The sequence below is a fragment of the Delftia deserti genome (assembly GCF_042653485.1).
Taxonomy (GTDB): domain Bacteria; phylum Pseudomonadota; class Gammaproteobacteria; order Burkholderiales; family Burkholderiaceae_C; genus Comamonas; species Comamonas acidovorans.
Genome location: NZ_JBHSIH010000001.1, coordinates 4,749,364 through 4,771,113, shown reverse-complemented (window position 1 = coordinate 4,771,113; position 21,750 = coordinate 4,749,364). Strand labels below are relative to the sequence as shown.

20 protein-coding genes are annotated in these 21,750 nt (G+C 69.8%); 7 read left to right on the top strand and 13 right to left on the bottom strand.

Features of this window, described 5'->3' with window-relative positions:
- Positions 1–3: 3 nt before the first annotated feature.
- From ACFPFG_RS22760 to ACFPFG_RS22750, 3 genes are all read right to left on the bottom strand, one after another.
- A complete protein-coding gene (locus ACFPFG_RS22760) occupies positions 4–2,331 on the bottom strand; it encodes a helicase C-terminal domain-containing protein (RefSeq protein WP_380108357.1) in 2,328 nt (775 codons plus the stop codon).
- A complete protein-coding gene (locus ACFPFG_RS22755; RefSeq protein WP_183019684.1) occupies positions 2,328–4,004 on the bottom strand; it encodes a VRR-NUC domain-containing protein in 1,677 nt (558 codons plus the stop codon). The genes ACFPFG_RS22760 and ACFPFG_RS22755 overlap by 4 nt, the downstream gene beginning before the upstream one ends.
- Positions 4,005–4,113: 109 nt before the next feature.
- Positions 4,114–4,926, bottom strand: a complete 813-nt coding sequence (locus ACFPFG_RS22750) for an SDR family NAD(P)-dependent oxidoreductase (RefSeq protein WP_380108354.1) — start codon at positions 4,924–4,926, stop codon at positions 4,114–4,116.
- Between the two features lie 150 nt (positions 4,927–5,076).
- Between ACFPFG_RS22750 and ACFPFG_RS22745 the strand changes: the two genes are divergently transcribed.
- Together ACFPFG_RS22745 and ACFPFG_RS22740 are read left to right on the top strand one after the other, a co-directional pair.
- A complete protein-coding gene (locus ACFPFG_RS22745) occupies positions 5,077–5,280 on the top strand; it encodes a type II toxin-antitoxin system VapB family antitoxin (protein ID WP_016448366.1) in 204 nt (67 codons plus the stop codon).
- Positions 5,277–5,657, top strand: coding sequence for a type II toxin-antitoxin system VapC family toxin (locus ACFPFG_RS22740; RefSeq protein WP_183019686.1), 381 nt, complete (start codon positions 5,277–5,279; stop codon positions 5,655–5,657). Before ACFPFG_RS22745 ends, ACFPFG_RS22740 begins: the two co-directional genes overlap by 4 nt.
- A gap of 77 nt (positions 5,658–5,734) precedes the next feature.
- Here the strand turns inward: ACFPFG_RS22740 and ACFPFG_RS22735 are convergent, their stop codons facing one another.
- The gene (locus tag ACFPFG_RS22735; protein ID WP_380108351.1) at positions 5,735–6,487 is read right to left on the bottom strand and encodes a helix-turn-helix transcriptional regulator; all 753 of its coding nucleotides are present in this window, start codon (positions 6,485–6,487) and stop codon (positions 5,735–5,737) included.
- A 229-nt stretch (positions 6,488–6,716) separates the two neighbouring features.
- Here ACFPFG_RS22735 and ACFPFG_RS22730 point away from each other — a divergent pair, with 229 nt between their 5' ends.
- Positions 6,717–8,297 carry an Ig-like domain repeat protein gene (locus ACFPFG_RS22730; protein WP_380108349.1) on the top strand — a complete coding sequence of 527 codons (1,581 nt, stop codon included), beginning with the start codon at positions 6,717–6,719 and terminating at the stop codon, positions 8,295–8,297.
- A gap of 34 nt (positions 8,298–8,331) precedes the next feature.
- Here ACFPFG_RS22730 and ACFPFG_RS22725 read toward each other — a convergent pair whose 3' ends face one another.
- The 7 genes from ACFPFG_RS22725 to ACFPFG_RS22695 all read right to left on the bottom strand — a co-directional run bounded on the left by ACFPFG_RS22725 (position 8,332) and on the right by ACFPFG_RS22695 (position 14,907).
- Positions 8,332–9,090 carry an ABC transporter permease gene (locus ACFPFG_RS22725; RefSeq protein WP_016452684.1) on the bottom strand — a complete coding sequence of 253 codons (759 nt, stop codon included), beginning with the start codon at positions 9,088–9,090 and terminating at the stop codon, positions 8,332–8,334.
- Entirely contained in the window at positions 9,087–10,328 is a 1,242-nt protein-coding gene (locus ACFPFG_RS22720; RefSeq protein ID WP_016448371.1) for an ABC transporter substrate-binding protein, read from the bottom strand. The genes ACFPFG_RS22725 and ACFPFG_RS22720 overlap by 4 nt, the downstream gene beginning before the upstream one ends.
- A gap of 77 nt (positions 10,329–10,405) precedes the next feature.
- Positions 10,406–11,221: an ABC transporter ATP-binding protein gene (locus ACFPFG_RS22715; protein ID WP_013800535.1), complete on the bottom strand. Its 816-nt coding sequence runs from the start codon at positions 11,219–11,221 to the stop codon at positions 10,406–10,408.
- Positions 11,218–12,333: an acyl-CoA dehydrogenase family protein gene (locus ACFPFG_RS22710; RefSeq protein ID WP_380108346.1), complete on the bottom strand. Its 1,116-nt coding sequence runs from the start codon at positions 12,331–12,333 to the stop codon at positions 11,218–11,220. The genes ACFPFG_RS22715 and ACFPFG_RS22710 overlap by 4 nt, the downstream gene beginning before the upstream one ends.
- Positions 12,323–12,907, bottom strand: coding sequence for a carboxymuconolactone decarboxylase family protein (locus tag ACFPFG_RS22705; RefSeq protein ID WP_183021065.1), 585 nt, complete (start codon positions 12,905–12,907; stop codon positions 12,323–12,325). Before ACFPFG_RS22705 ends, ACFPFG_RS22710 begins: the two co-directional genes overlap by 11 nt.
- A gap of 130 nt (positions 12,908–13,037) precedes the next feature.
- Positions 13,038–13,979, bottom strand: coding sequence for an AraC family transcriptional regulator (locus tag ACFPFG_RS22700; RefSeq protein ID WP_380108344.1), 942 nt, complete (start codon positions 13,977–13,979; stop codon positions 13,038–13,040).
- Between the two features lie 154 nt (positions 13,980–14,133).
- The gene (locus ACFPFG_RS22695) at positions 14,134–14,907 is read right to left on the bottom strand and encodes an AraC family transcriptional regulator (RefSeq protein ID WP_183021066.1); all 774 of its coding nucleotides are present in this window, start codon (positions 14,905–14,907) and stop codon (positions 14,134–14,136) included.
- A gap of 191 nt (positions 14,908–15,098) precedes the next feature.
- On the opposite strand from ACFPFG_RS22695, the gene ACFPFG_RS22690 reads away from it, so the two are divergent.
- The gene (locus ACFPFG_RS22690; protein WP_034397211.1) at positions 15,099–16,367 is read left to right on the top strand and encodes an MFS transporter; all 1,269 of its coding nucleotides are present in this window, start codon (positions 15,099–15,101) and stop codon (positions 16,365–16,367) included.
- A 9-nt stretch (positions 16,368–16,376) separates the two neighbouring features.
- On the opposite strand, the gene ACFPFG_RS22685 is transcribed toward ACFPFG_RS22690, so the two are convergent.
- Entirely contained in the window at positions 16,377–17,396 is a 1,020-nt protein-coding gene (locus ACFPFG_RS22685; protein ID WP_380108342.1) for a Bug family tripartite tricarboxylate transporter substrate binding protein, read from the bottom strand.
- Positions 17,397–17,590: 194 nt separating this feature from the next.
- On the opposite strand from ACFPFG_RS22685, the gene ACFPFG_RS22680 reads away from it, so the two are divergent.
- Complete coding sequence (locus tag ACFPFG_RS22680; RefSeq protein ID WP_012207628.1) at positions 17,591–19,363, top strand: IlvD/Edd family dehydratase; 1,773 nt, start codon at positions 17,591–17,593, stop codon at positions 19,361–19,363.
- A 90-nt stretch (positions 19,364–19,453) separates the two neighbouring features.
- On the top strand, positions 19,454–20,146 hold the full coding sequence (locus ACFPFG_RS22675) for a GntR family transcriptional regulator (protein WP_043821684.1): 693 nt from the start codon (positions 19,454–19,456) through the stop codon (positions 20,144–20,146).
- A gap of 34 nt (positions 20,147–20,180) precedes the next feature.
- Here ACFPFG_RS22675 and ACFPFG_RS22670 read toward each other — a convergent pair whose 3' ends face one another.
- Positions 20,181–21,014: an AraC family transcriptional regulator gene (locus ACFPFG_RS22670; protein ID WP_183021070.1), complete on the bottom strand. Its 834-nt coding sequence runs from the start codon at positions 21,012–21,014 to the stop codon at positions 20,181–20,183.
- Between the two features lie 70 nt (positions 21,015–21,084).
- Between ACFPFG_RS22670 and ACFPFG_RS22665 the strand changes: the two genes are divergently transcribed.
- Positions 21,085–21,747 carry a pyridoxamine 5'-phosphate oxidase family protein gene (locus tag ACFPFG_RS22665; RefSeq protein WP_034397215.1) on the top strand — a complete coding sequence of 221 codons (663 nt, stop codon included), beginning with the start codon at positions 21,085–21,087 and terminating at the stop codon, positions 21,745–21,747.
- Positions 21,748–21,750 lie beyond the last annotated feature (3 nt).

The following is a 21,750-nucleotide window of genomic DNA, read 5'->3' as shown; positions in this document are numbered from 1 at the left end:
GGATCATGGCATGCCCTCCACCCGCCACCAGCGCGGCAGCAGCGCCTGCACCTCGCCGCGCCGATAGCGGTCGTCGATGAGAAAGACCACGCCGCGGTCGTGCTCGCTGCGGATGACGCGGCCCGCGGCCTGGACCACCTTGCGCAGGCCCGGGTAGAGGTAGCTGTAGTCATAGCCCTTGTCCGCGCCGAACTGGCGGTCCATGGCGCGCTTCATCTCTTCGTTGACGGGATTGACCTGGGGCAGGCCCAGCGTGGCCACGAAGGCGCCGATCAGGCGCTCGCCGGGCAGGTCCACGCCTTCGGAGAACGCGCCGCCCAGCACGGCGAAGCCCACGCCCTGCCCGGCCTCGGTGAAGCGGGCCAGGAAGGCCGCGCGGCCCTCCTCGTCCATGGACGGGGTCTGCAGCCAGACCGGCAGCCCGGGATGGGCGCGCTGCAGGCATTCGGCCACGCGCTGCAGGTAGTCGAAGCTGCTGAAAAAGCACAGGTAGTTGCCGGGCCGGCGCGCGTACTGCGCGGCCACGAGGTCGGCGATGGGCCGCAGCGAGCGGTCGCGGTCCCGGTAGCGCGTGGAGATGTGGCCGGCCACCTGCACATCGAGCTGGTCGGCCTGGAAGGGCGAGTCGGCCTCCAGCCAGTGCGTGGCTTCGGGCAGGCCCAGGATGTCGCGGTAGAAATGCGGCGGGCTCAGCGTGCCCGAGAACAGCACCGAGGCATGCGCCGCCGCATGGCGCGCCGCCAGGTGGGGCGCGGGCACCACGCAGCGTATGCACAGCACGGAAGCCGGCGCGCGACGGGAGCCTGAGCGCCCGGGCAGCAGATGGACATCGAACAGCGCATGGCCGCCGAACTGCTCGGCCAGCGCCATGAACTGCAGCGCCTCCCAGTAGAAATCCAGCACCGGGTCGCCGGGCAGCATGGGGCTGTCGGCATTGGCGTCGGCGATGGCGGCCACGGCGCGCTGCACGGCGCCCAGCAGGCCTGCGGGCACTTCCTCATGGGCCTGGTAGCTGGCGGTCTGTTCCCTGTTCAGCGCACTCCAGCTGCGGCCGAGCCGGTCCAGTGCCTTGCGCACCGCTCCGGTGGCCGCCTTGCGGGCCGCGGCCAGGGCGAGCTGCGACAGCTCGGCCGTGTACATGCGGCGCGCGCGCTCCAGCAGGTTGTGGGCCTCGTCCACCAGCACGCCCACCTTCCATTGCTGGGCCTGGGTGAGCGCGTACAGCATGGCGGCGCTGTCGTATAAATAGTGGTAGTCGGCCACGACCACGTCGCTCCAGCGCACCAGTTCCTGGGCCAGGTAGTAGGGGCAGATCTCGTGCGCCAGGGCGACGGCGCGCACGGCGGGCGGGTCCCAGGGGGCCTGCTGCAGCGCGGCGGCGCGCGCGGCGGGCAGCCGGTCGAAGAAGCCGCGCGCCAGCGGGCAGGAGTCGCCGTGGCAGGCCTTGTCGGGGTGCTCGCAGGCCTTGTCGCGCGCCAGGATGGCGAGTACGCGCAACCGAGCGGTCGGCGCAGCCGGTTCCTCCGGCGGTGTCTGGTGCTGCTCGGCGATCTGCCGGTTCACGCTGGCCAGCGCCTGCAGTGCCAGAGCGTGGCCCGTGCCCTTGGCCGTCAGGAAGAACAGGCGGTCCAGGCCCTGGTCCGGCATGGCCTTGAGCATGGGGAAGATGGTGCCCAGCGTCTTGCCGATACCCGTGGGCGCCTGCGCCATCAGGCACTGGCCGCCCTGCTGCGCACGCGCCACTCGGTAGACGGCCACGGCCAGCTCACGCTGGCCCGCGCGAAAGCCCTGCATGGGAAAGCGCAGCGCGGCCAGCGCCGCCTCGCGCGCCGCGCGGTGGTCGGCCTCGCTGCGCGCCCAGTCCAGGAACAGCGCGCACTGCTGCTCGAAGAAGGCGCGCAGCGTGGCCGCGTCTTCCTCCTGCACCAGCACGGTTTCCTCCGAGTTGCCCACGTTGAAATACACCAGGGCCACGCGCAGCCGCTGCAGGCCGCGCGCCTGGCACAGCAGATGGGCGTAGATGCGCGCCTGGGCCCAGTGCAGTGCCCGGTGGTGGGCGCGCACGCCCTCGATCTGGCCACGGTAGGTCTTGATTTCCTCCAGCTGGCCGGCCTGGGCATCGAAGCCGTCGGCACGGCCGCGCACGCGCAGGTCGCGGTATTCACCGGCAAGGCTGATCTCGGTCTCGTAGTCCTTGCCCCTGCGCGATTGCACCAGGCTGTGGCCGGCCATGCCCTCCAGCGCGCTGGGCGCGGGCGTGAAGCGCAGGTCCAGGTCGCCCGCGCGCGCCGTGAACTCGCACAGCGCGCGCACGGCCACGGTGTAGCTCACGCGGCCTCTCCCAGCGGCTGGCCGCGCCACTGGACATGGCACACGCGCACGGGAATGCCGTGCTCGGCGCAGTACTGCAGCCAGCGGATCTGGTTGTCCTGCAGCTTGTCTCCGGGGGCCTTGGCCTCGACCAGTTCGTAGCGTCGCTCGGCCGGCCAGAAGCGCACCAGATCGGGCAAGCCCGTGCGGTTGGCCTGCACGTCGCGCAGCAGCCGCGCAAAGAACAGCTTGAGGTGGGCGGCCGGAATGCAGTCCAGGGCCAGCTCCAGCAGCGGCGCGCTCAGCGTGCCCCAGAACACGAAGGGCGACTGCAGGCCCTGCTTGTCGGCATGGCGCTGCACGATGACCTCGCGCCAGCTGCCATCGTCCAGATGCGCCAGACATTCCTCGAACAAGGCTGCGCGGCGCTGCGCGAAGTCGGGCGCGGACAGGTCGGCCGGGCCGCTCTGGAACGGGTGGAAGAAGGCGCCCGGCAGCGGCGCGAAGATGGCCGGCCAGCACAGCAGGCCGAACAGGGAGTTGATGAGCGCGTTCTCCACGTAGAACACGGGCGCATCCTCGCTGTGCCAATGGTCGCGCAGCACGTATTCGACCGATGCGGGCCGCGCCGGCAGCTCCAGCTCCACGTCCATGCGCATCTGCGCCACCACGGGCGCCAGCGCCGCCGCACGCCCGCGCGCGCCCTGCCCCAGGCTGCGGCGCAGGCGCGGCAGCATGCGCGCCACGCGCTGCAGTTCCTCGTCGCTTTCGGGCTGGGCCTGGGCGGCCTGGGCCAGCGCCATGGCATCGGCAAAGCGCTCCATGCGCTCGTACACGCGCATGCGCCGGTGGCGCGCGCCGGGGTAGCGGCTTTGCGCATAGGCCTGCTCGGCACGCTCCCAGTCCTGCATGCGCTCGCAGGCCTGGCCTATGCGCAGCAGCACCTTGGCGCGGCGCTGCTCCAGCCAGGCATTGCCGCTGGCGCAGCCGGCCAGCTGCTGCAGCAGCGCATCGATCTCCACGCCCTCATCCAGCGCCGCGCGGCAGGCCTGCAGGGCCAAGTAGCCATCGACGTCGCTGCGCGACTGGAACGCGCGCGAGGCGGCGTCAAAGGCCACGGCCTCGTAGCGGAACACGCCCAGGTCGGCCAGCACGAATTCCGACCAGTCCTGGTAGAGGTTGCCGAAGAACATCAGTCGAAAGCGCTCGCACAGCGCACCCACCATTACGCGCCAGGCGGCCTGGCCGGCTCCGACGCCCCGGGGCTGCCATTGCGCATAGGGCCTGGGCGCCTCATGCAGGGGCTGCAGGGCCTGCAACAGCTCGGCCTTGCGAAGGCCCGCGTGAACGGGTTCGCCTGCGAACAGCTGCAGCAGCTCGGGCTTGGTGTGCAGCGCAAACAGCTCCTCCAGCGCCATGGGGTGGCCCGCGTCCAGCCAGCCCAGCTCCAGCAGGGGCGCGGCCGCGTCGGCAATGGCGGGAATCTCTTCGTACACCAGCTTGCCGGCCCGAAACCACGGCCCGCGCCGCATCAGCAAACGCACCATCAGCGCCCGCGAGGGCTGGGGCAATTGCGTGAAACGGGTGAGGAATTCCTGCTCGGGCGCGTCCAGCAGATCGCCGTAACGCTGGCCGATCCAGTCCAGCGCGCGCTGGAAGTTGTGCAGGTAGTAGAAACGGTGGGGAGGGAGCATGGGCCTGGCAGATCGGGCAGCCAGGCCGCTCGAAAACTGTATCTTTATACAGTCATCATATCAAACCCGGTAGTGCTCACTTCGCACAACGGACTTGCCCCGGGCAGGCTCATCCGGCCAGGAAGCCGCCATCGGTCGCCAGGCAGTGCCCGACCACAAAGGCCGCCTCGTCCGACATCAGCCAGACGACGGCCGTGGCCACCTCCTGCGGATGGCCCATGCGCCGCAGCGGCAGGCTCGCCGCCACGGCATGCATGTCGGCAATGCCCGAGCCCAGCATCATGTCCGTGACCACGCGGCCAGGGGCAACGGCATTGATGCGGATGCCACGCGGCGCGTACTCCATGGCGGCGGCGCGGGTCAGCGACAGGGCAGCAGCCTTGGAGGCGCCGTACAGCGACAGGCCCGGGTTGGGATTGCGTATGCCGCTGACGCTGGTGTTGTTCACGATGGTGCCGCCGCCCGTTGCCAGCATGGCCGCCAGTTCATGGCGCATGGCGTGGAAGACCGCACGCACATTCGTATCGAAGACCTGGGAAAAGACCGCGTCATCCTGCTCGGCCAGCGCGGCGCGCCGCTCCTGGAAGCCCGCATTGTTGAAGGCCGCGTCCAGCCGCCCGAAGCGCGCCACGGCCTGCTCCACCACCGCCGCCATGTCCTCCTGCCGCGTTGCATCGCAGGCCAGGAAAAGGCCGTCTGCCCCTCGCTGCCGGACTTCCTGCTCCAGCTCCAGGCCCAGCTCACGGCGGCGCCCCGTGACCACCACGGCGGCGGCGCCCTCCTCGGCCATGCGCAGGGCGGTAGCCCGGCCTATGCCGCTGGTGGCGCCCACCACCAGGCAGACACGCCCCCGAAGTCGCCCCGATGGTGCAAGGGCCGGCAGGGGGCCGGCCAGTTCCAACTGACGCTGCTGCATGTCCATGGCGATGTTCCTTCGCAATTTGGTTGCATGGTACAACCAATAGATTAAAAACACCATGCGGGCAAAGCCGGCGCCATCCCGCGCGGCTCACTTGCAGGGATGCGCCATTGGATGCAAACTTGCTTCAACATTGATGCAATGAGGTCTGCCATGAGAACCACGGTCACCATCGACGACGCCTTGTACGAGGAAGCGCTGGAGCTGGCGGAGCCAGAAATGGACAAGGCCGACCTGTTTCGCGAAGCCATCAAGACTTTCGTGAGAGTGCAGGCGGCCAAGCGTCTGGCCGCGCTGGGAGGCTCCGCACCGGACATGCGGGAGATTCCCCGTCGCCCACAGGGCATCGAGCCATGAATCCCGTTCTGGTCGATACCTCGGTCTGGATCGATCACTTCAGGCAGGGCAATCCTCACCTGGCGCAGTTGCTGCAGCAAGACATGGCGCTCATGCATCCCCTGGTGCTGGGTGAACTGGCTTGCGGCACGCCACCGGCACGCGCACGCACGCTCGCGGACCTTCAGCGGCTCAAGCCTGCCCGACAGGCCAGCATGCGCGAAGTGCTGGCCTTGATAGAGCGCGAGCAACTCTTTGGTCTGGGCTGCGGTCTGGTGGACATCACGCTCCTGGCCTCGGCACTCATATCTTCAGGTGCCAGCCTGTGGTCGCGGGACAAGCGCCTGCACGCGCTGGCCCAGCGGTTTGGCATTGCCTACCGGAGCGTCTTGCCGTAGGGCCGGTTTCCCTGCTTCTCGAAGAGCTGGCCCCGCGCACGGCGCTCGCGCGGGTTCGCACAAGCGCGCGACACGCGCTAGAAATCCGGCCTGCGCATCCTCGACAAGGCGTCCTGCCGATTGATAGCTCCCAGCTTGCGGTAGATGTTTTCCAGGTGCCGCTTCACCGTGCCTGCACGCAACTCCAGCATGGTGGCGATTTCTGCGTTGGTGTTGCCGTTGGCGACCCATTGCAGCACTTCACGTTCGCGCGGGCTCAGCACGTCGGCAGCCGGCGAGCACGGTGAGAGCGCCTGCCATGCCGCCTGGCTGATCCGCTGCTGCCGGCTCAGACGCCGCCACTGCGCCTGCGCATGCGGCCCCAGCAAGGTCAGCGCCATGCGCTCCGCAGCCGTGTAGCCGCGCGAGGCGCGTGTGACATTGAGGGTCAGCATCGCGCCGTGGCCCAGGTCCACGTCCAGCGCAAGTCCGTCCTGCTGACCCACCTGGGAGTAGGCCTGGGCATAGAGCGCCGTCCGTTGCCATTGCCCGCGAGTCAGCAGGTCGGAAATGCTGGCGGCCTGCGTCTGGCGCTGCCGATACAAGGGGTTGTCGGCCAGATGCCGGTGCACCGCAGCGTTGACTTCGGAGGAAATGGCCCGCACCGGATCGTAGGCCGTGTAGCCGCGGACTTCTGCAATGCCGGAGAAATCCACCACCCGTATGTCACCCGGCACCACCAGGCGCAGCGCGTGCAGCAAATGCGTGGCCAGCGCGTGCAGATCGGGCGCGCCGTGCACCGCGAGGATGGCCTGATTGAGTTGCCCCAGTTGCTGCGTTGACAGGGTCATGTCGCGAAATCCAATGGCGTGCTCGAAGTGCTGGCGATAGGTGGGCCGGCCGGGCCCGCATTTTCAGGCCTGCGATGTGCCGCCGGCACATTTTCACGATCTTCGCAGAAAGCTAAGGTCACGCGGTCCGCAATAGCAGCGCGCGGGTCTGCCCGGGACACGCAGCGCAACGGGAGGAACCGTGCACGCTTTTCTTCACAGACCCCTTCGGCGCCTCTGGCACCTGGCAGTGCCTGGCGCGCTGTGCAGCCTGCTGGCACTCAATGGCCAGGCCGCGACCATCGTCGTCAATACCACGGACAACACGCCCGGTGCAGCGGACTGCAGCCTGCGTGAGGCATTGACCAGTGCCCAGATGGATGACGGCAGCTGGGGCAACGGCGCATGCGTATCGGGCAATGGCGCGGACACCATCGTGTTCGACCCGGCCGTCTTTCCCGCTGGCAGCCTCACCGCCATTGCATTGGCAGGCAACCCCATCGACCTCAGCTTCACCACCTCGGACATCACGATCGACGGGGACCAGCGCGTGGTCCTCGATGCGGGCAATGCCTCCCGCCTGGTGTCGGCCCAGGGCAGCGGTGTCCAGCTTACGCTGCGCGGCCTGACACTGCGCGGCGGGCAGACCGCCGCCGGTGAAGACGGCGGCGCCATCTACCTGGACAACGGCGTCACCCTGCGCCTGGAGCGCAGCGTGGTGCAGGACAGCACGGCCGGCATCAACGGCGGGGGACTGTACAGCCGCGACAGCACGGTGACCATCGTGGACAGTGTGTTCAGCGGCAACCAGGCAGGGGGACAGGGCGGAGCCATCTACGGCACGGGCAGCGGCTCGCTGACGGTGGAGCGCAGCCGCCTGTCCGGCAACACGGCCCGGACGCTGGGAGGGGGCCTGCGCAGCGGGGTGCCGACCACCATGACCGACAGCACCGTCACCGGCAACGCGCTGGCGTCTCCGGGCTCGGGTGCCGGCGTCTCGTTCACGCTCAACCGCCCCCGCACACTCCAAGGCAACCAGATCACGAACAACGCGCCCGGCAACAACTGTGGCGGCGAAACGTTCACGGGGACGGGCAACCGCTACTGGCCGGCCAGCGATACCAGTTGCCCGGCGGCGGCAGGAGCCATTGCCAAAGCGCCGCAGGCCATCACCTTCACCACGGCACCGCCGGCCGGCGCGCGGGTGGGGGATACCTATGACGTGGCCGCCGTCGGAGGCGCCTCGGGAAACCCCGTCACGTTCGCCGTGGATGCCTTGACCGCGACGATCTGCAGCGCCTCCGGCAGCACCATCCGCTTCCAGGCCGCAGGGACATGCACGATCAACGCCAGCCAGCTCGGCGATGCGGACCATGAAGCGGCTCCCCAGGCGATGCAGATGGCGGCGGTGGGTCAAGGCCCCTCCCGTGTCACGCTGACCTCCAGCGCCAATCCCTCGCGTTCCGGACAGTCGCTGTCCTTCACCGTGGCGGTCGCACCCGATGTCTCCCCGGGTGCTGCCGCCGTTCCCACGGGAACGGTCGAAATCCTGGCTGGCGGCCTGTCGCTGGGCACGGCGGGCTTGTCCAATGCCAGGGCCATCCTCGCCTCCACCCAACTGACGGTGGCCGGCCCGCATGCCATCGTTGCCCGGTACGGCGGCGATGGGAACTATCTCGCCGCGGATAGCGGCGCATGGACCCAAACCGTGGAGCCCGCCCCCCCGGCCACAGCCACCCCCGTGCCCGCGCTGGGCCCCTGGGAGGTGCTGCTGTGCGCCGTGCTGACGGGATTGGCGGGACTGCGGCTGGGCCGCGTGCGCGGCACCTGATGCGGCACCTGATGCCGCCGTCTGCCCGCAGGCCTCAGGCCGAATGCATCCAGCGCTGGTGCAGCCAGCGCGCCGCATGGTCCAGCGCATAGCCCAGGGCGCCGATCAGCACCACGGCGGCCATCAGCTCCGAATACGCGAGGCGGTCGCGCGTGTCGAGGATGAAGTAGCCCAGGCCGGCCGATACGCCCAGCATTTCCGCAGGCACCAGCACGATCCAGATGATGCCGATGGCCAGGCGCACGCCGGTGAGGATCTGGGCCGTGATGCCGGGCAGCACCACGCGCAGAACGGTCTCGGTGCGCGTGGCCGACAGGCTGCGCGCCAGCAGCAGCCAGTTGCGGTCCAGCTGGGCCACGCCGGCCGCCGTGCTCAGCAAGATGGGCCAGACGGCAGCGAAGGCCAGCAGGAAGTACACGGGCGCGTCGCCCACGCCCAGCACCATCACGGCAATGGGCATCCACGACAGCGGCGAGATCATGCGCAGGAACTGGAACACGGGCGAGAACGCCTGCGAGAACCCGCGCGACAGGCCCACCAGCACGCCCAGCGGCACGCCGACCACGAAGGCCAGCAGCAGGCCCACGGCCACGCGCTGCAGGCTCAGCAGGGTGTGCATCCAGATGTCGGCGCCTGTCAGCAGCTGGCCCAGCGCCTGCAGGGAAGGCCAGGGCGCAAAGGCCGCAGCCACGGGCGTGCTGCGCGCCAGCAGCGCGCCGCCCACCCACCACAGGGCCAGGACCAGGGCCGCGCCCAGCAGCGGCAATCCGATACGTCGCAACACCTGGATCACACCACGATGGTTTCGCGGCGCGAGAAATCGGCCGGAATGCCGAAGACCTGCGGGCCGCCCACGGCCTGGATGGCCTTGCGCACGAAGCGGTCGTCCACCAGGTCGGTGGCCGCAAACCTGGGCTCCAGCTTGTCGAGGAAGCGCGTGTCGCCCTCAACCTTGGTGGCCTTGATGGCGCGCACCAGCTGCTCGGTGTACGAGGGATAGGGATAGGGCTGGAAGTCGATGCGCCGCTGGTGCCAGCCCTTGTTGACGACCACGCCGCTGGCCTCGTAGCTGGCGTAGTCGGTGGCGGCCAGCACCTTGGACAGCGTCTGCTGCGGATGGGGCGTGTAGCGGCGCTCGCCCGTGCTCGACAGCAGGCGCGCGGCGGCCAGGCGGTTGTCGCGCGTCCACAGCTGGGCCTTGACCACGGCATTGGTCACGCGCTGCGCCCATTCGGGCTTGTCGGCGATGTCGCGCTCGGCCAGGAAGGTGACGCAGCAGGCATGGTCCTTCCAGACATCGCCCGAGAAGCGCAGCATCTTGCCCACGCCCGCGATCTCGGCGGCGGCATTGAAGGGCTCGGCCACGATGAAGCCCGCAATCGACTTGCCGGCCAGGGCCGAGACCATTTCGGCCGGCGCCAGCACGACGAGGTTGACCTCGTTGGCCGCAATGGCGCCGCCGCGCGCGCGGGTCACGGCCGTGAGGCCGGCCTTGCGCAGCACGTCCTGCAGCAGGATGTTGTGGATGGAGTACCAGAACGGGATCGCCACGGTCTTGCCGCCCAGGTCCTGCACCTTCTGGATCTCGGGCAGCACGGTCAGGCCCGAGCCGTTGACGTGGTTCCAGGCCACGATCTTGGCGGGGAACTTGGCGCCGTAGCGCACCCACAGCGTGGAGGGCGTGAGCAGGTGGATGACGTTGACCTGGCCCGAGACGAAGGCCTCGACGATCTGGGCCCAGGAGCGGAACAGGCGCGGCGCCTCGGCCTTGAGGCCTTCGGCCTCGAACAGGCCGTTGCCGTGGGCCACGAGCAGCGGCGTGGCGTCGGTGATGGGCAGGTAGCCGATCTTCACGGGCTGGTCATCGCCCTTGAAGGCCTGGGCGCGCGCATCGCCTGCGGCCAGCAGCGGCGCGGCCACCGAGGCCGTGGCCAATGCGCCCAGGCGCAGCATGTCGCGCCGCGTGAGGCCGCAGCCGCAGTCCGACGAGGCACAGATGTGGGTGTAGGAAGGGTGGTCCTGGAAGCTCATGCGAAAGACCTTTCAGAAGAGCATGGTTGAAGTCGAAGAAATGGCGGATCGGCAGGCAAGCGGGCAGGCGAGGGAGATCAGGCCTGGGCCGCATGGCGCACGCCGTGCAGGGCCGAGAGGATGTCCAGCCGCAGCGCGGTCACGGCGGCGGCCTGGTCCTCTCGCGGGCGCGCTATGTCCACGCGCCATTCGCGCACGATGTGGCCGGGCCGTCCGCCCATCAGCAGGATGCGGTCGCCCACGAGGATGGCCTCGTCGATGTCATGCGTGACCAGCAGCGCGGCCGTGTGCCAGCGGTGGACCACGTCCACCATCAGCTCCTGCATCTCGGCGCGCGTGATGGCGTCCAGGGCCGAGAACGGCTCGTCGGCCAGCAGCAGCTGCGGCTCGCGTGCCAGGGCACGCGCCAGGGCCACGCGCTGGGCCATGCCGCCCGACAGCTGCGAGGGGTAGAGCGCGCCGCTGCCGCCCAGGCCCACGGCCTGCAGCGCCTGCTCCACGCGCTGGCGGCGGGCCTCGGCCTCCAGCTTCGGCTGGCGCTCGAAGTCCAGGCCGAAGCCCACGTTGCGCCGCGCGTCCAGCCAGGGCAGCAGGCTGGGCTGCTGGAACACGAAGCCCGCGCGCGGGTGCGGCGCGGTCAGCGGCTGGCCGAGGAACTGGAGCTCGCCCCGGCTCCAGGCGCCGCCGTCCGGCGACTCCAGGCCGCCGAGCACGCGCAGCAGCGAGGACTTGCCGCAGCCGCTGCCGCCGAGCAGGCAGACGATCTCGCGCGGGGCAATGCTCAGGGAGATGTCCTCGAACACGGCCTTGCCGGGCGCATAGCCAAAGCCCGCGCCGCGTGCCTGCAGCACGGGCGCGGGAGCGTCAGGGGAGAAAGCTTCCGTCTGGGTCATGAACTGGTGGTTGCCAGGGCCGCGCCAGCCAGCGCGCCCTGTAGCTGCGTGACGCTGGGCGTCACGATGGGGATGAAGGCCGCCTCGCGCCAACGGCGCGCAAATCCCAGCGGCTGGTCGCGATGATAAGCGCGCCCGCCGCTGGCGTGCAGCTCCAGCTGCAGGGACTGCTGCACGATGTCGTTCAATTCCAGGCGCAGGCGGAACAGGGCTTGAGGTCGGTCAAGAAAACGCCCGTCGGACAGGCCGGCATGCAGCGTGGCCGTGGCCAGTTCCAGCGCGTGGCGCTGCTGCTGCAGCGGGCCGCCCAGCACATCGCGCCCGGCGCCGGCACGGGCCGAGGCCGCCGCCAGCGAGGCGCGCGCCAGGCCGATGCACAGCCCCAGCTGCAGGCCCATGAAGGCGGGCCGCACGCGCGGCAGGAAATGGTTGGCGTCGGCATGGATCACATCGGCCGGACCGATCTGCAGCCCCTCGATGGACAGCGCCGCCGTATGGCTGCCGCGCAGCGCGATCAGGTCCAGGTCGGCGCTGCGCTGCAGGCCCGCCGCATCGCCGGGCAGCGCGGCCACGAAGGGCTTTGCACCGTCGCTGCGCGAGACGGCAACGGCCACCACGAAGCGACCCGGCGGCACCAGGTTGGTGGCCCAGGGCACGCGCCCGCGCAGTGCAAGGCCGTCCGCGTTGCCGGAGCCGGCGTCCCCTGCAGTACCGGCAGGAGCGACGGGTGCGGCCTCGACCTGCAGGGCCTCGATGCCGCCCAGGTACTTCATGGCGTTGGACAGGCCCGTGGCGCCCGCCTGCGTGCCCTGCAGCAGGCCCGGCAGCCAGCGCTGGCGCAGCGCCGCGTTGGGCGACTGCAGCAGGTATTCGACAAAGGCGCGCTGCGCCCAGAACACGAAGCCCGCCGTCAGCGAATGCCCGGCCACGCCGGCAATGGCCTCCAGCGCATCGCCCAGGCTGCCGCCCTGCCCGCCCTCGGCCACGGGCACGCCCAGGCCGAACAGGCCGTGCTGCGCCAGCCGGGGCAGCACTTCGTGCGCATGCGCGGGGCCTTCGTCCAGGGAGTCGGCATGGGCGTCCAGCCACTGCCGCAGCGAATCAGCCAGCATGTGCGTTCTCCTGCGGTTGTCGGAACTGTTCGGGCAGATAGGGCTGCAGCTGCGGGTTGACGGGGCTTTGCGCCAGGCTGTTGGCAAAGTTGCACAGCGTGGCCAGGCTGATGCCCAGCACCACCTCCAGCGCCTGCTGCTCGCTCAGGCCGGCCGCATGGAAGGCAGCCAGGGCCTCGTCGGCGACGGCGCCGCGCGTGGCGATCACGGCTTCGGCAAAGCGGCGCACGGCGTCCAGGCGCGGCTGGCCCGTGTCGCGGCCGTCCTGCAGCGCCACCACCTCGGCCTGGCTCAGGCCGGCCTGCTTGAAGGCCAGCTTGGTGTGGCCGGCCACGCAGAAGTCGCAGCCATGGATGCGCGCGGCCGTGATCTGCACCACCTCGCGCTCGGCCAGCGTGAGCTGGGCGCGCGCGTTGATCTGGCCCACGGTCACATAGGTCTCCAGCGCCTGGGGCGAGTTGGCCAGGATGGCGATCAGGTTGGGCAGGAATCCGTTGCCGGCCAGGGCGCGCTCCACGAAGGGGCGGCTGGCTTCAGGGGCGGTTTGCGGGGTGTGCAGGGTCAGGCGTGCCATGGTGCTTTGCAGGAATGAAGGAATGCCTTCATGATCGGCCGCGCCCCCCTTGCCATCAATGCCGCCGCGTCGCGGATTTATGCCCGAACGTGTCAACCCGCAGGCGGATGCGGCGGGCCCGGATGGCGGCTCAGCAGCAGCGCGCCTGCGCGCGCTGCCAGGCGCCGGGCTGCTCGCCCATCACGCGCTTGAAGGCGCGCGAGAAAGCCGCATAGGACTCGTAGCCCACGGCCTCGGCCACCTGGCCTATCGCCTCGCCCTGGGCCAGGCGACGTGCCGCCAGCTGCATGCGCAGCAGCAGCAGGAACTGCTGGGGCGGCTGGCCGCAGGCCTCGGCGAACTGCCGGAAGAACGTGGCGCGCGACAGGCACACGCGCGCGGCCATGTCGGCCACGCTCCAGTTGCGGGCCGGGTCGCGCAGCAGCTCGGCCACCAGCGGCGCAAAGCCCGGCCGGCGCAGCAGGCTCCAGATGCCGCGCGCCCGCGCATCGCCATGCGCCAGCCGGCGCAGGCCGTAGAAGAACAGCAGGCCCACCAGCCGGTCCATCACGGCCGAGGGCTCGGTGCCCGTGCGCAGCGCCTCGGCGCGCATCAGGTCGAACAGCATGGAGGCGCCGCTCATCGCATGGTCGTCGCCGCGCAGCACCAGGTGGTCGGGGAAGGCATCGACCAGCAGGCCGCGCATGGGTCCCTCGAAGGTGAAGAAGCCGCAGGCCAGCGCCGTCTCTCCTATGCCGGCATCGCCCGTGGCGGGACGCATGGCCTGCGGGGCGCAGGCCATGTCCGGGTCGGCATAGGGCGAGATGAAATGCGGCACATCGCGCGAAAGGAACACGCCGTCGCGCGGCTGCAGCTCCACCGAGGGCTGGCCCGGCAGGTGCAGCCAGCAGCGCCCGTCCAGGATCAAGTGAAAGCTGGCCCGCGCGCGCCCTGCCGTGGAAGCCCGCCAGCGCCCGCAGTACTGCCCCACATGGAACACGCTGGCGCGCCATTGCAGGCCGTTGAGCAGGCCGTCGATGACGCGATCGACCTGCGCTTCGGCCGCGCTGTCGGGGACTGGGTCGGGTAGCACGGTGGTACAGGCAAGGCAGTGGAGGGAATGCGGCCGGCCAGTATCGCCACGACGCAGGCGCGGGGGAACGAATCTTTGGGCATATGCTTGTGCCGCAATCGATATCTGGATCTGCATCCAAGTCCGCCCGGCCCGGCCTTGGCCCGATCGTGCCTCAGCGCTGGAAGCCAGAAGGCGGCACCCCGAAATGCCTTTTGAACATGGCCGTGAACGCGCTCTGGCTGGCGTAGCCGCAATCGAGGGCGATGTCGATGATGCGCTCGCCCGCCGCAATGCGGCCCAGCGCGAACATCAGCCGCGCCTGCTCGCGCCACTGGGCGAAGGGCATGCCGGTTTCCTTCACGAACAGGCGCTGCAGCGTCTTGGCGCTCACGCCCAGGCGCTGCGCCCAGTGTTCGGCGGTGGCGGTGTCGGCAGGCTCGCGCATCAGGGCCTCGCAGACCTGGCGCAGCCGCGCGTCGGCGGACAGGGGCAGGTGCAGGGGCAGCACCTCGGCGGCGCGCAGCTCATCGACCAGCAGGTGCATCAGGCGCTCGTCGCGGCTGCCTTCGGCATAGTCCAGCGGCACGCCGACGGCAGCCACCACCAGCTCGCGCAGCAGGGGCGACACATTGACCACGCAGGTGCGCGCGGGCAGGTCCGCAAAGGCCGAGGCGTCGATGTAGGCCGTGCGCATCTTCACGTCGCCCGACATGCGCACATCGTGCTCGGCGCCGGCCTCTATCCACAGCCCCCGGTTGGGCGGCACCAGCCAGGAGCCGGAATGCAGCTGCACCGACATCACGCCTTCGATCGCATACAGCAGCTGGCCGCGCGGGTGGGAGTGCCAGCCCGTGCTGGTGCCATGCGCCCAGTTGGCCTCCATGGCGGCCATGGGGCGCCCGGTCTGGTGGTACTTGAGGTATATGCGCGGCAGTTCTGCGGCCATGGGGCTTCCCATCCTGTGCGGTTCTATGCGGCTCTATGCGGCTCTATGCGGCTCTCTGTCCCGATCTCGACAATTGAAGTCAGTATAGAGAGAGACAGACGGGCACCAAACGCCTATCTTCGGTCCCACGGCCCATTGACCTTCGTCAACGCCGGACCCTGATCGTGCCGCCCTGCGGGGCTCTTTCCTCCATGACAAGCAACACCACCACTCTTGGCGCCCCGGGCGAGCTGGGCGCGCCTGCAACGCATGCCCATCCGGCGCCCGCCCATCCAGCACCCGGCCATGCCGCGCAGGGCTTTTTGCTGCGCATCGTCGGCGCCGCCGCCTTCGCCCACCTGCTCAACGACCTGATCCAGGCCGTGCTGCCGGCCGTCTATCCCATGCTCAAGACGGAGTTCTCGCTGAGCTTCGCGCAGATCGGCTGGATATCCCTGGTCTACCAGGTCACGGCCTCGCTGCTGCAGCCCTGGATCGGCCTGTACACCGACAAGCATCCCAAGCCCTACCTGCTGCCGCTGGGCATGGTGGTGACGCTGGTGGGCGTGGGCCTGCTGGCCCTGTCCACCAGCTACCCGATGCTGCTGGCCGCCGCGTCGCTGATCGGCGTGGGCTCGTCCACCTTCCACCCCGAGGCCTCGCGCGTGGCGCGGCTGGCCTCGGGCGGGCGCTTCGGCACGGCGCAATCGACCTTCCAGGTGGGCGGCAACACGGGCTCGGCCATCGGCCCGCTGATGGTGGCGGCCATCGTCATTCCGTTCGGCCAGCATGCGATCGCCTGGTTCATGCTGGTGGCGCTGCTGGCCATCTGGGTGCTGCTGCGCATCACGCACTGGCGCCTGCACCACGCGCCGGCCAAGGTGGTGGCGGCCGGCCAGCACGCGCTGACGGCGCTGAACCGCTCGCAGGTCATACGCGCGGTGACCGTGATCTGCGTGCTGATGTTCGCCAAGTTCGTCTACATCGCGGCCTTTGCCAACTACTTCACCTTCTATCTGATCGAGCGCTTTGCCCTGCCCGTGCAGCAGTCGCAGCTGTACCTGTTCGCCTTCCTGGCGGCCGTGGCGGCGGGCACCTTCGCGGGCGGCCCGGTGGGCGACCGCATAGGGCGCAAGGCCGTGATCTGGGTGTCCTTCCTGGGCGTGGCGCCGTTTGCACTGCTGCTGCCGCATGCCGACCTGTTCTGGACGGCCGTGCTGTCCATCGTCATCGGACTGGTCATGTCCTCGGCCTTTGCGGCGCTGGTGGTCTACGCCCAGGAGGCCGTGCCCGGCCGCGTGGGCCTGGTCTCGGGGCTGATGTTCGGCCTCATGTTCGGCATCGGCGGCCTGGGGGCTGCCGGCATGGGCAACCTGGCCGACACCCACGGCATCGTCTGGGTGTACAGCCTGGTGGCCTACCTGCCGCTGCTGGGGCTGGCGACGGCCTTTCTGCCGGAGACGCGGGCCCGGCGGCGCTGAGGCGCTGCCTCAATCCGGCTGTATGCCCGCCTGCCGGATCACGGCGGACCAGCGCGCCACCTCCTCGGCGATCTGGGCTCGCGCCTCGTCGGGCGTGGTGAAGGTGGGCATGGCGCCCTGGGCGACCAGGGCGTCCTTCACTTCCTGCTGCCCCATCGCCTCCCTGAGCGCGCCACTGAGCCGGGCGACGACGGGCGCGGGCGTGCCCGCAGGCGCCAGCAGGCCGAACATCGACGTCACCTCGAAGCCTGACAGCCCGGCCTCGGCCGTGGTGGGAATGTCGGCAATGGAGGACACGCGCTGCGCCGTGGTCACGGCCAGGGCGCGCAGGCGCCCGCCCTTGATGAAGCCCTGCGTGGCGGGCAGGGTGTCGAACACCACATCCACCTGGCTGCCCATCAGATCATTGAGCGCCGGCGTGCTGCCCTTGTAGGGCACGTGGGTCAGCGACACGCCCGCCTGCCGCTTGAACAGCTCGGCCGCCAGATGCTGCGGCGAGCCATTGCCCGAGGAGCCGTAGTTCAGCCCGCCCGGCCGGCTTTTGGCCAGGGCGATGAACTCGCCCAGGCTGGCCGCCTTCACCGCCGGGCCCACGGTCACCACCAGCGGCACGCGGCCCACCACGCCAATGGGCGCAAAGCTCTTGTCCATGGTGAAGCCTGCCGTGGACGCCATGAGCACGCTGTTGATGGAATGGCTGGTCAGCGCGCCCAGCAGCAGGGTGTAGCCGTCGGCCTTTTCCCTGGCCACGGCGGCGGCGCCCAGGTTGCCGGCCGCGCCCGCGCGGTTCTCCACCACCACGGGCTGGCCCAGCGCCAGCGAGAGCCTTTGCCCCACCACGCGCCCGATCACGTCGGTGGCGCCGCCGGGCGTGTAGGGAATGACGAGCTTGATGGGCCGGGCCGGATAACCAGCGTCGGCTGCGGCACTGGCTGCGGTGGGCAACGCCAGGCCTGCGCCCAGGGTCAGCAGTGCGGCGCCCAGCAGGGCGCGCCGGTTGGGCGGATGAGAGCGGTGTGCGGCGGTCATGGATGTCTCCTTGTCTTGTGTCGGAAAAACATGTCCGGCACGCAGACCGGACACGGCCGCATGGTTGGTCAATTAGATTATTAATAATATAGGTGATAACGCCGATGATAATTTGAGGGCAGCGCCGCTATCCTGCCGTCAACGCAAGGCAGTGCCTGCCTTCGCTCCCCACTCCAGACCCACGGACCGCCGCCATGACCGACCCCAAGACGCCCTCCCCGGCCCACGACATCACCCCCGCCGACGCCGAAAGCGGCATATCGAAGGGCCTGACCAACTACGGCGACCGGGGCTTTTCGCTGTTCCTGCGCAAGGCCTTCATCAAGGGCGCGGGCTATACGGACTCGGCGCTGCAGCGCCCCGTCATCGGCATTGCCAACACGGGCAGCAGCTACAACCCCTGCCACGGCAACGCGCCCCAGCTGATCGAGGCCGTCAAGCGCGGCGTCATGCTGGCGGGCGGCCTGCCCATGGACTTCCCCACCATCTCGGTGCACGAAAGCTTCTCGGCGCCGACCAGCATGTACCTGCGCAACCTCATGTCCATGGACACCGAGGAGATGATCCGCGCCCAGCCCATGGATGCCGTCGTGCTCATCGGCGGCTGCGACAAGACGGTGCCGGCCCAGTTGATGGGCGCGGCCTCGGCCGGCATCCCGGCCATCCAGCTGATCACCGGGTCGATGCTCACCGGCTCGCACCGCAGCGAGCGCGTGGGCGCCTGCACGGACTGCCGCCGCTACTGGGGCAAGTTCCGCGCCGAAGAGATCGACGCCGAAGAGATCGCCGACGTGAACAACCAGTTGGTGGCCAGCGTGGGCACCTGCTCGGTCATGGGCACGGCCAGCACCATGGCCTGCATTGCCGAGGCGCTGGGCATGACGGTGCCGGGCGGCGCCTCGCCCCCCGCCGTCACGGCCGACCGCATCCGCATCGCCGAACAGACAGGCACCGAGGCCGTGCGCATGGCGCGCGAGCGCCTGACCATCGACAAAATCCTCACGCCCGCCGCCTTCGAGAACGCCATGCGCGTGCTGCTGGCCATTGGCGGCTCCACCAACGGCATCGTGCACCTGGCCGCCATCGCGGGGCGCATGGGCTATGACATCGACCTCAAGGCCCTGGACCGCATGGGCCGCGACACGCCCGTGCTGCTGGACCTCAAGCCCTCGGGCGATCACTACATGGAGGACTTCCACCACGCGGGCGGCATGGCCACGCTGCTGCGCGAGCTCAAGCCCCTGCTGAACCTGGACGCCCTCACCGTCACCGGCCGCACGCTGGGCGAAGAGATCGATCGCGCCGGCCCCGGCTTTGCGCAGGACGTGGTGCGCCCGCGCTCCAACCCCATCTACCCGCAGGGCGGCATCGCCGTGCTGCAGGGCAACCTGGCGCCGGGCGGCGCCATCATCAAGCAGTCGGCCGCCCATCCCCGGCTCATGGAGCACGAAGGCCGCGCCGTGGTCTTCGAGAACGCGGCCGACCTGGCCCACCGCATCGACAGCGACGATCTGGACGTGACGGCCGACGACATCCTCGTGCTCAAGAACATAGGCCCCAAGGGCGCGCCCGGCATGCCCGAGGCGGGCTACATCCCCATCCCGCGCAAGCTGGCGCGGGCCGGCGTCAAGGACATCGTGCGCATCTCCGACGGGCGCATGAGCGGCACGGCCTTCGGCACCATCGTGCTGCACGTCACGCCCGAGTCGGCCGTGGGCGGCCCGCTGGCCCATGTGCACAACGGCGACCGCATCACGCTGTCGGTGGCGCGGCGCGAGCTCACGCTGCAGGTCAGCGACGAGGAACTGGCCCGCCGCGCCCGGCTCCACCCGGTGACCGAGCCCACGGCCGAGCGCGGCTACCGCAAGCTCTTTCTCACCACCGTGAACCAGGCCGACCAGGGCGTGGACTTCGACTTCCTGCGCTGCGCCACCGAACGCGGCACCATTCCCGGCCCGCGCGAATAGTCCATGCCAGGCAGCGCGGCACGCCCGGCATGCCCAGTGAGGGCCATCAGTTCGGACAAAATGGCGTTTTTGTCCCAACCGCCTGTCTTGATGGTCGCTGCCGCCTCACTGCCGATTTCCCTGGATGCCGAACCCGCCCCCGCAGCCGACGCCCTGGGCGCCATGGTGGCCGCACTGGAAGAGGACGTGGTCTTCGGCCGGCTGCACCCGCGCGAGCGCCTGGTCGAAGACGACCTCATGGCCCGCTTCGACGTAAAGCGCCACATCGCCCGCGAGGCCCTGGCCGCGCTGGACCGCATGGGCCTCATCGAGCGCCGCAAGAACGTGGGCGCCCTGGTGCGCTCGTTCTCCACCCAGGAAGTGCAGGAACTGTACGAGCTGCGCGGCATGCTCGAAGTCGAGGCTGCCCGCAAGATCCCCCTGCCCGTGCCGGCCGAGAGGCTCGAACGCCTGACCTCCATCCAGCAGCAGCACGACGCCGCCGTGGCCGAAGGCAACGCGCGCCTGGTGTTCCGCATCAACCTGGCCTTTCACCAGGAACTGTTTGCGCTGGCGGGCAACGACACGCTGCACAAGGCCATCACCGAATACGCGCGCCAGACGCACCCCATCCGCTTCGCCTCCCTGGTCTCGGCCGACTACCGCGAGCGCGCACGCCAGGAACACTGGCAAATGATCGAAGCCCTGCGCGCCCAGGACCGCGACGCCCTGGTGCGCCTGTGCGCCGAGCACCTGCTGCCCTCGCGCGATGCCTATCTGAATGCGCAGTTGCAGCGGTTGTAGGCGAAGCCGTTAGCCACAAGGGCACCGCAGCCCCTCAGTCCCGCGCAGCCCCCAGCCTCCCCCGGTACGCTGCAGGCGTCTCCCCGAACGTGCGCCGGAACAGCCCGATGAAGGCGCTGGCCGTGGCGTAGCCCAGGTCCAGCGCGATGTTCGTCACCGGCGCGCCGGCGGCCAGCATCTCCAGCGAGCGCATCAGCCGCGCGCGCTGGCGCCAGGCGGTGAAGCTGAAGCCGGTCTCCGAGACAAAGCGCCGGCTCAGCGTGCGCGAGCTGACGGCGGCCCAGCGTGCCCAGGCCTCCAGGTCGCGGTCATCGGCCGGGTCGGCGATCAGCGCGCGGGCGATGCGCTGCAGGCGCGGGTCGGCGGGCAGGGGCAGGCCCAGGGGCTCCACGGGCAGGGTGCGGATCTCGTCCAGGATCACCGCCATCACATGGGTGCGGGCCTGGTCCGCCGAAGGGCCGGGTTGCACGGGCTGCATTGTGGGCACGCCTTGCTGCCATCCCCAGCCGGCGGCGCGCAGCACGGCCTCGCGCAGCAGGCCCGAGGTGCGGATGGCGCAGGGCCGCTGCGGCAGGTCGGCGCAGGCCGGCTCCGCCACATAGACGCTCCAGCCGTGGAAGGGACCATGGGAGCGGCCCGAATGCAGCTGGTGCGGCGGCAGCCAAACGGCATGGATGGCGGGCACCACCCAGACCGCGTCCTCCACGCCCACCGACAGCAGCCCGCGCAGCGAGCCGAACAGCTGGCCGCGCGCGTGCCGGTGCGGCTCGGAGGCCAGCTCCTCGTCCTGGTTGCCCACGGCCGCGATCAGCACGGGGCCATCGGCACGGTTCACATGGCTGACGAGTTCAAGAATGGCATCGGGCATGGCGTCTTTGAGCTATTTGTTGGCTGATCCAGTCTACAGCCGCCAACGCCTTTGTTCTTACGCTTGTGCCATGCACACCGACAACACCGCCCTTGCAGAGCCGCCAGGCCCGGCCATCGACCTGGATTCGCTCTACGCCGCCCCGGCAGAAAGAATCCAGAAGGCCGTGCGCGACCGCCTGTCCGACTTCCACGAGGCCTATCTGCGCCAGGCCAGCTTCTTTTGCCTGGCCACGGCCGGCGAACGCGGCCTGGATGCCTCGCCGCGCGGCGGGCCGCCCGGCTTTGTGCAGGTGCTGGACGAGCGCACCGTGGCCTTTGCCGACTGGCCCGGCAACAACCGCATCGAATCCCTGCGCAACCTGCAGGCCGATGACCGCCTGGCCATGCTCTTCCTGTTCCCGGGGCTGGACATCTTCCTGCGCATCAACGGGCGCGGCCGCATCTCCACCGACCCCCATCTGCTGCAGGAGCTGAGCGAAGGCAGGGGCACGCCCAAGACCGCCACCGTGGTCCTGGTCGACGAGGTGCTGCTGCACTGCGGCAAGGCCATCCACCGCTCCGGCCTCTGGAACCCGTCCAGCCAGCTGGACCGCACCGCCCTGCCCACCGTGGGCCAGATGATGGCCGCCCTCACGCAGTTGGCCGATGCCACGGCGCCCGCCATGGATGCCGCGCAACAGGAACAGGCCAACGCCCACTACGCCCATGCGGTCAGGCACGACCTGTACTGATGC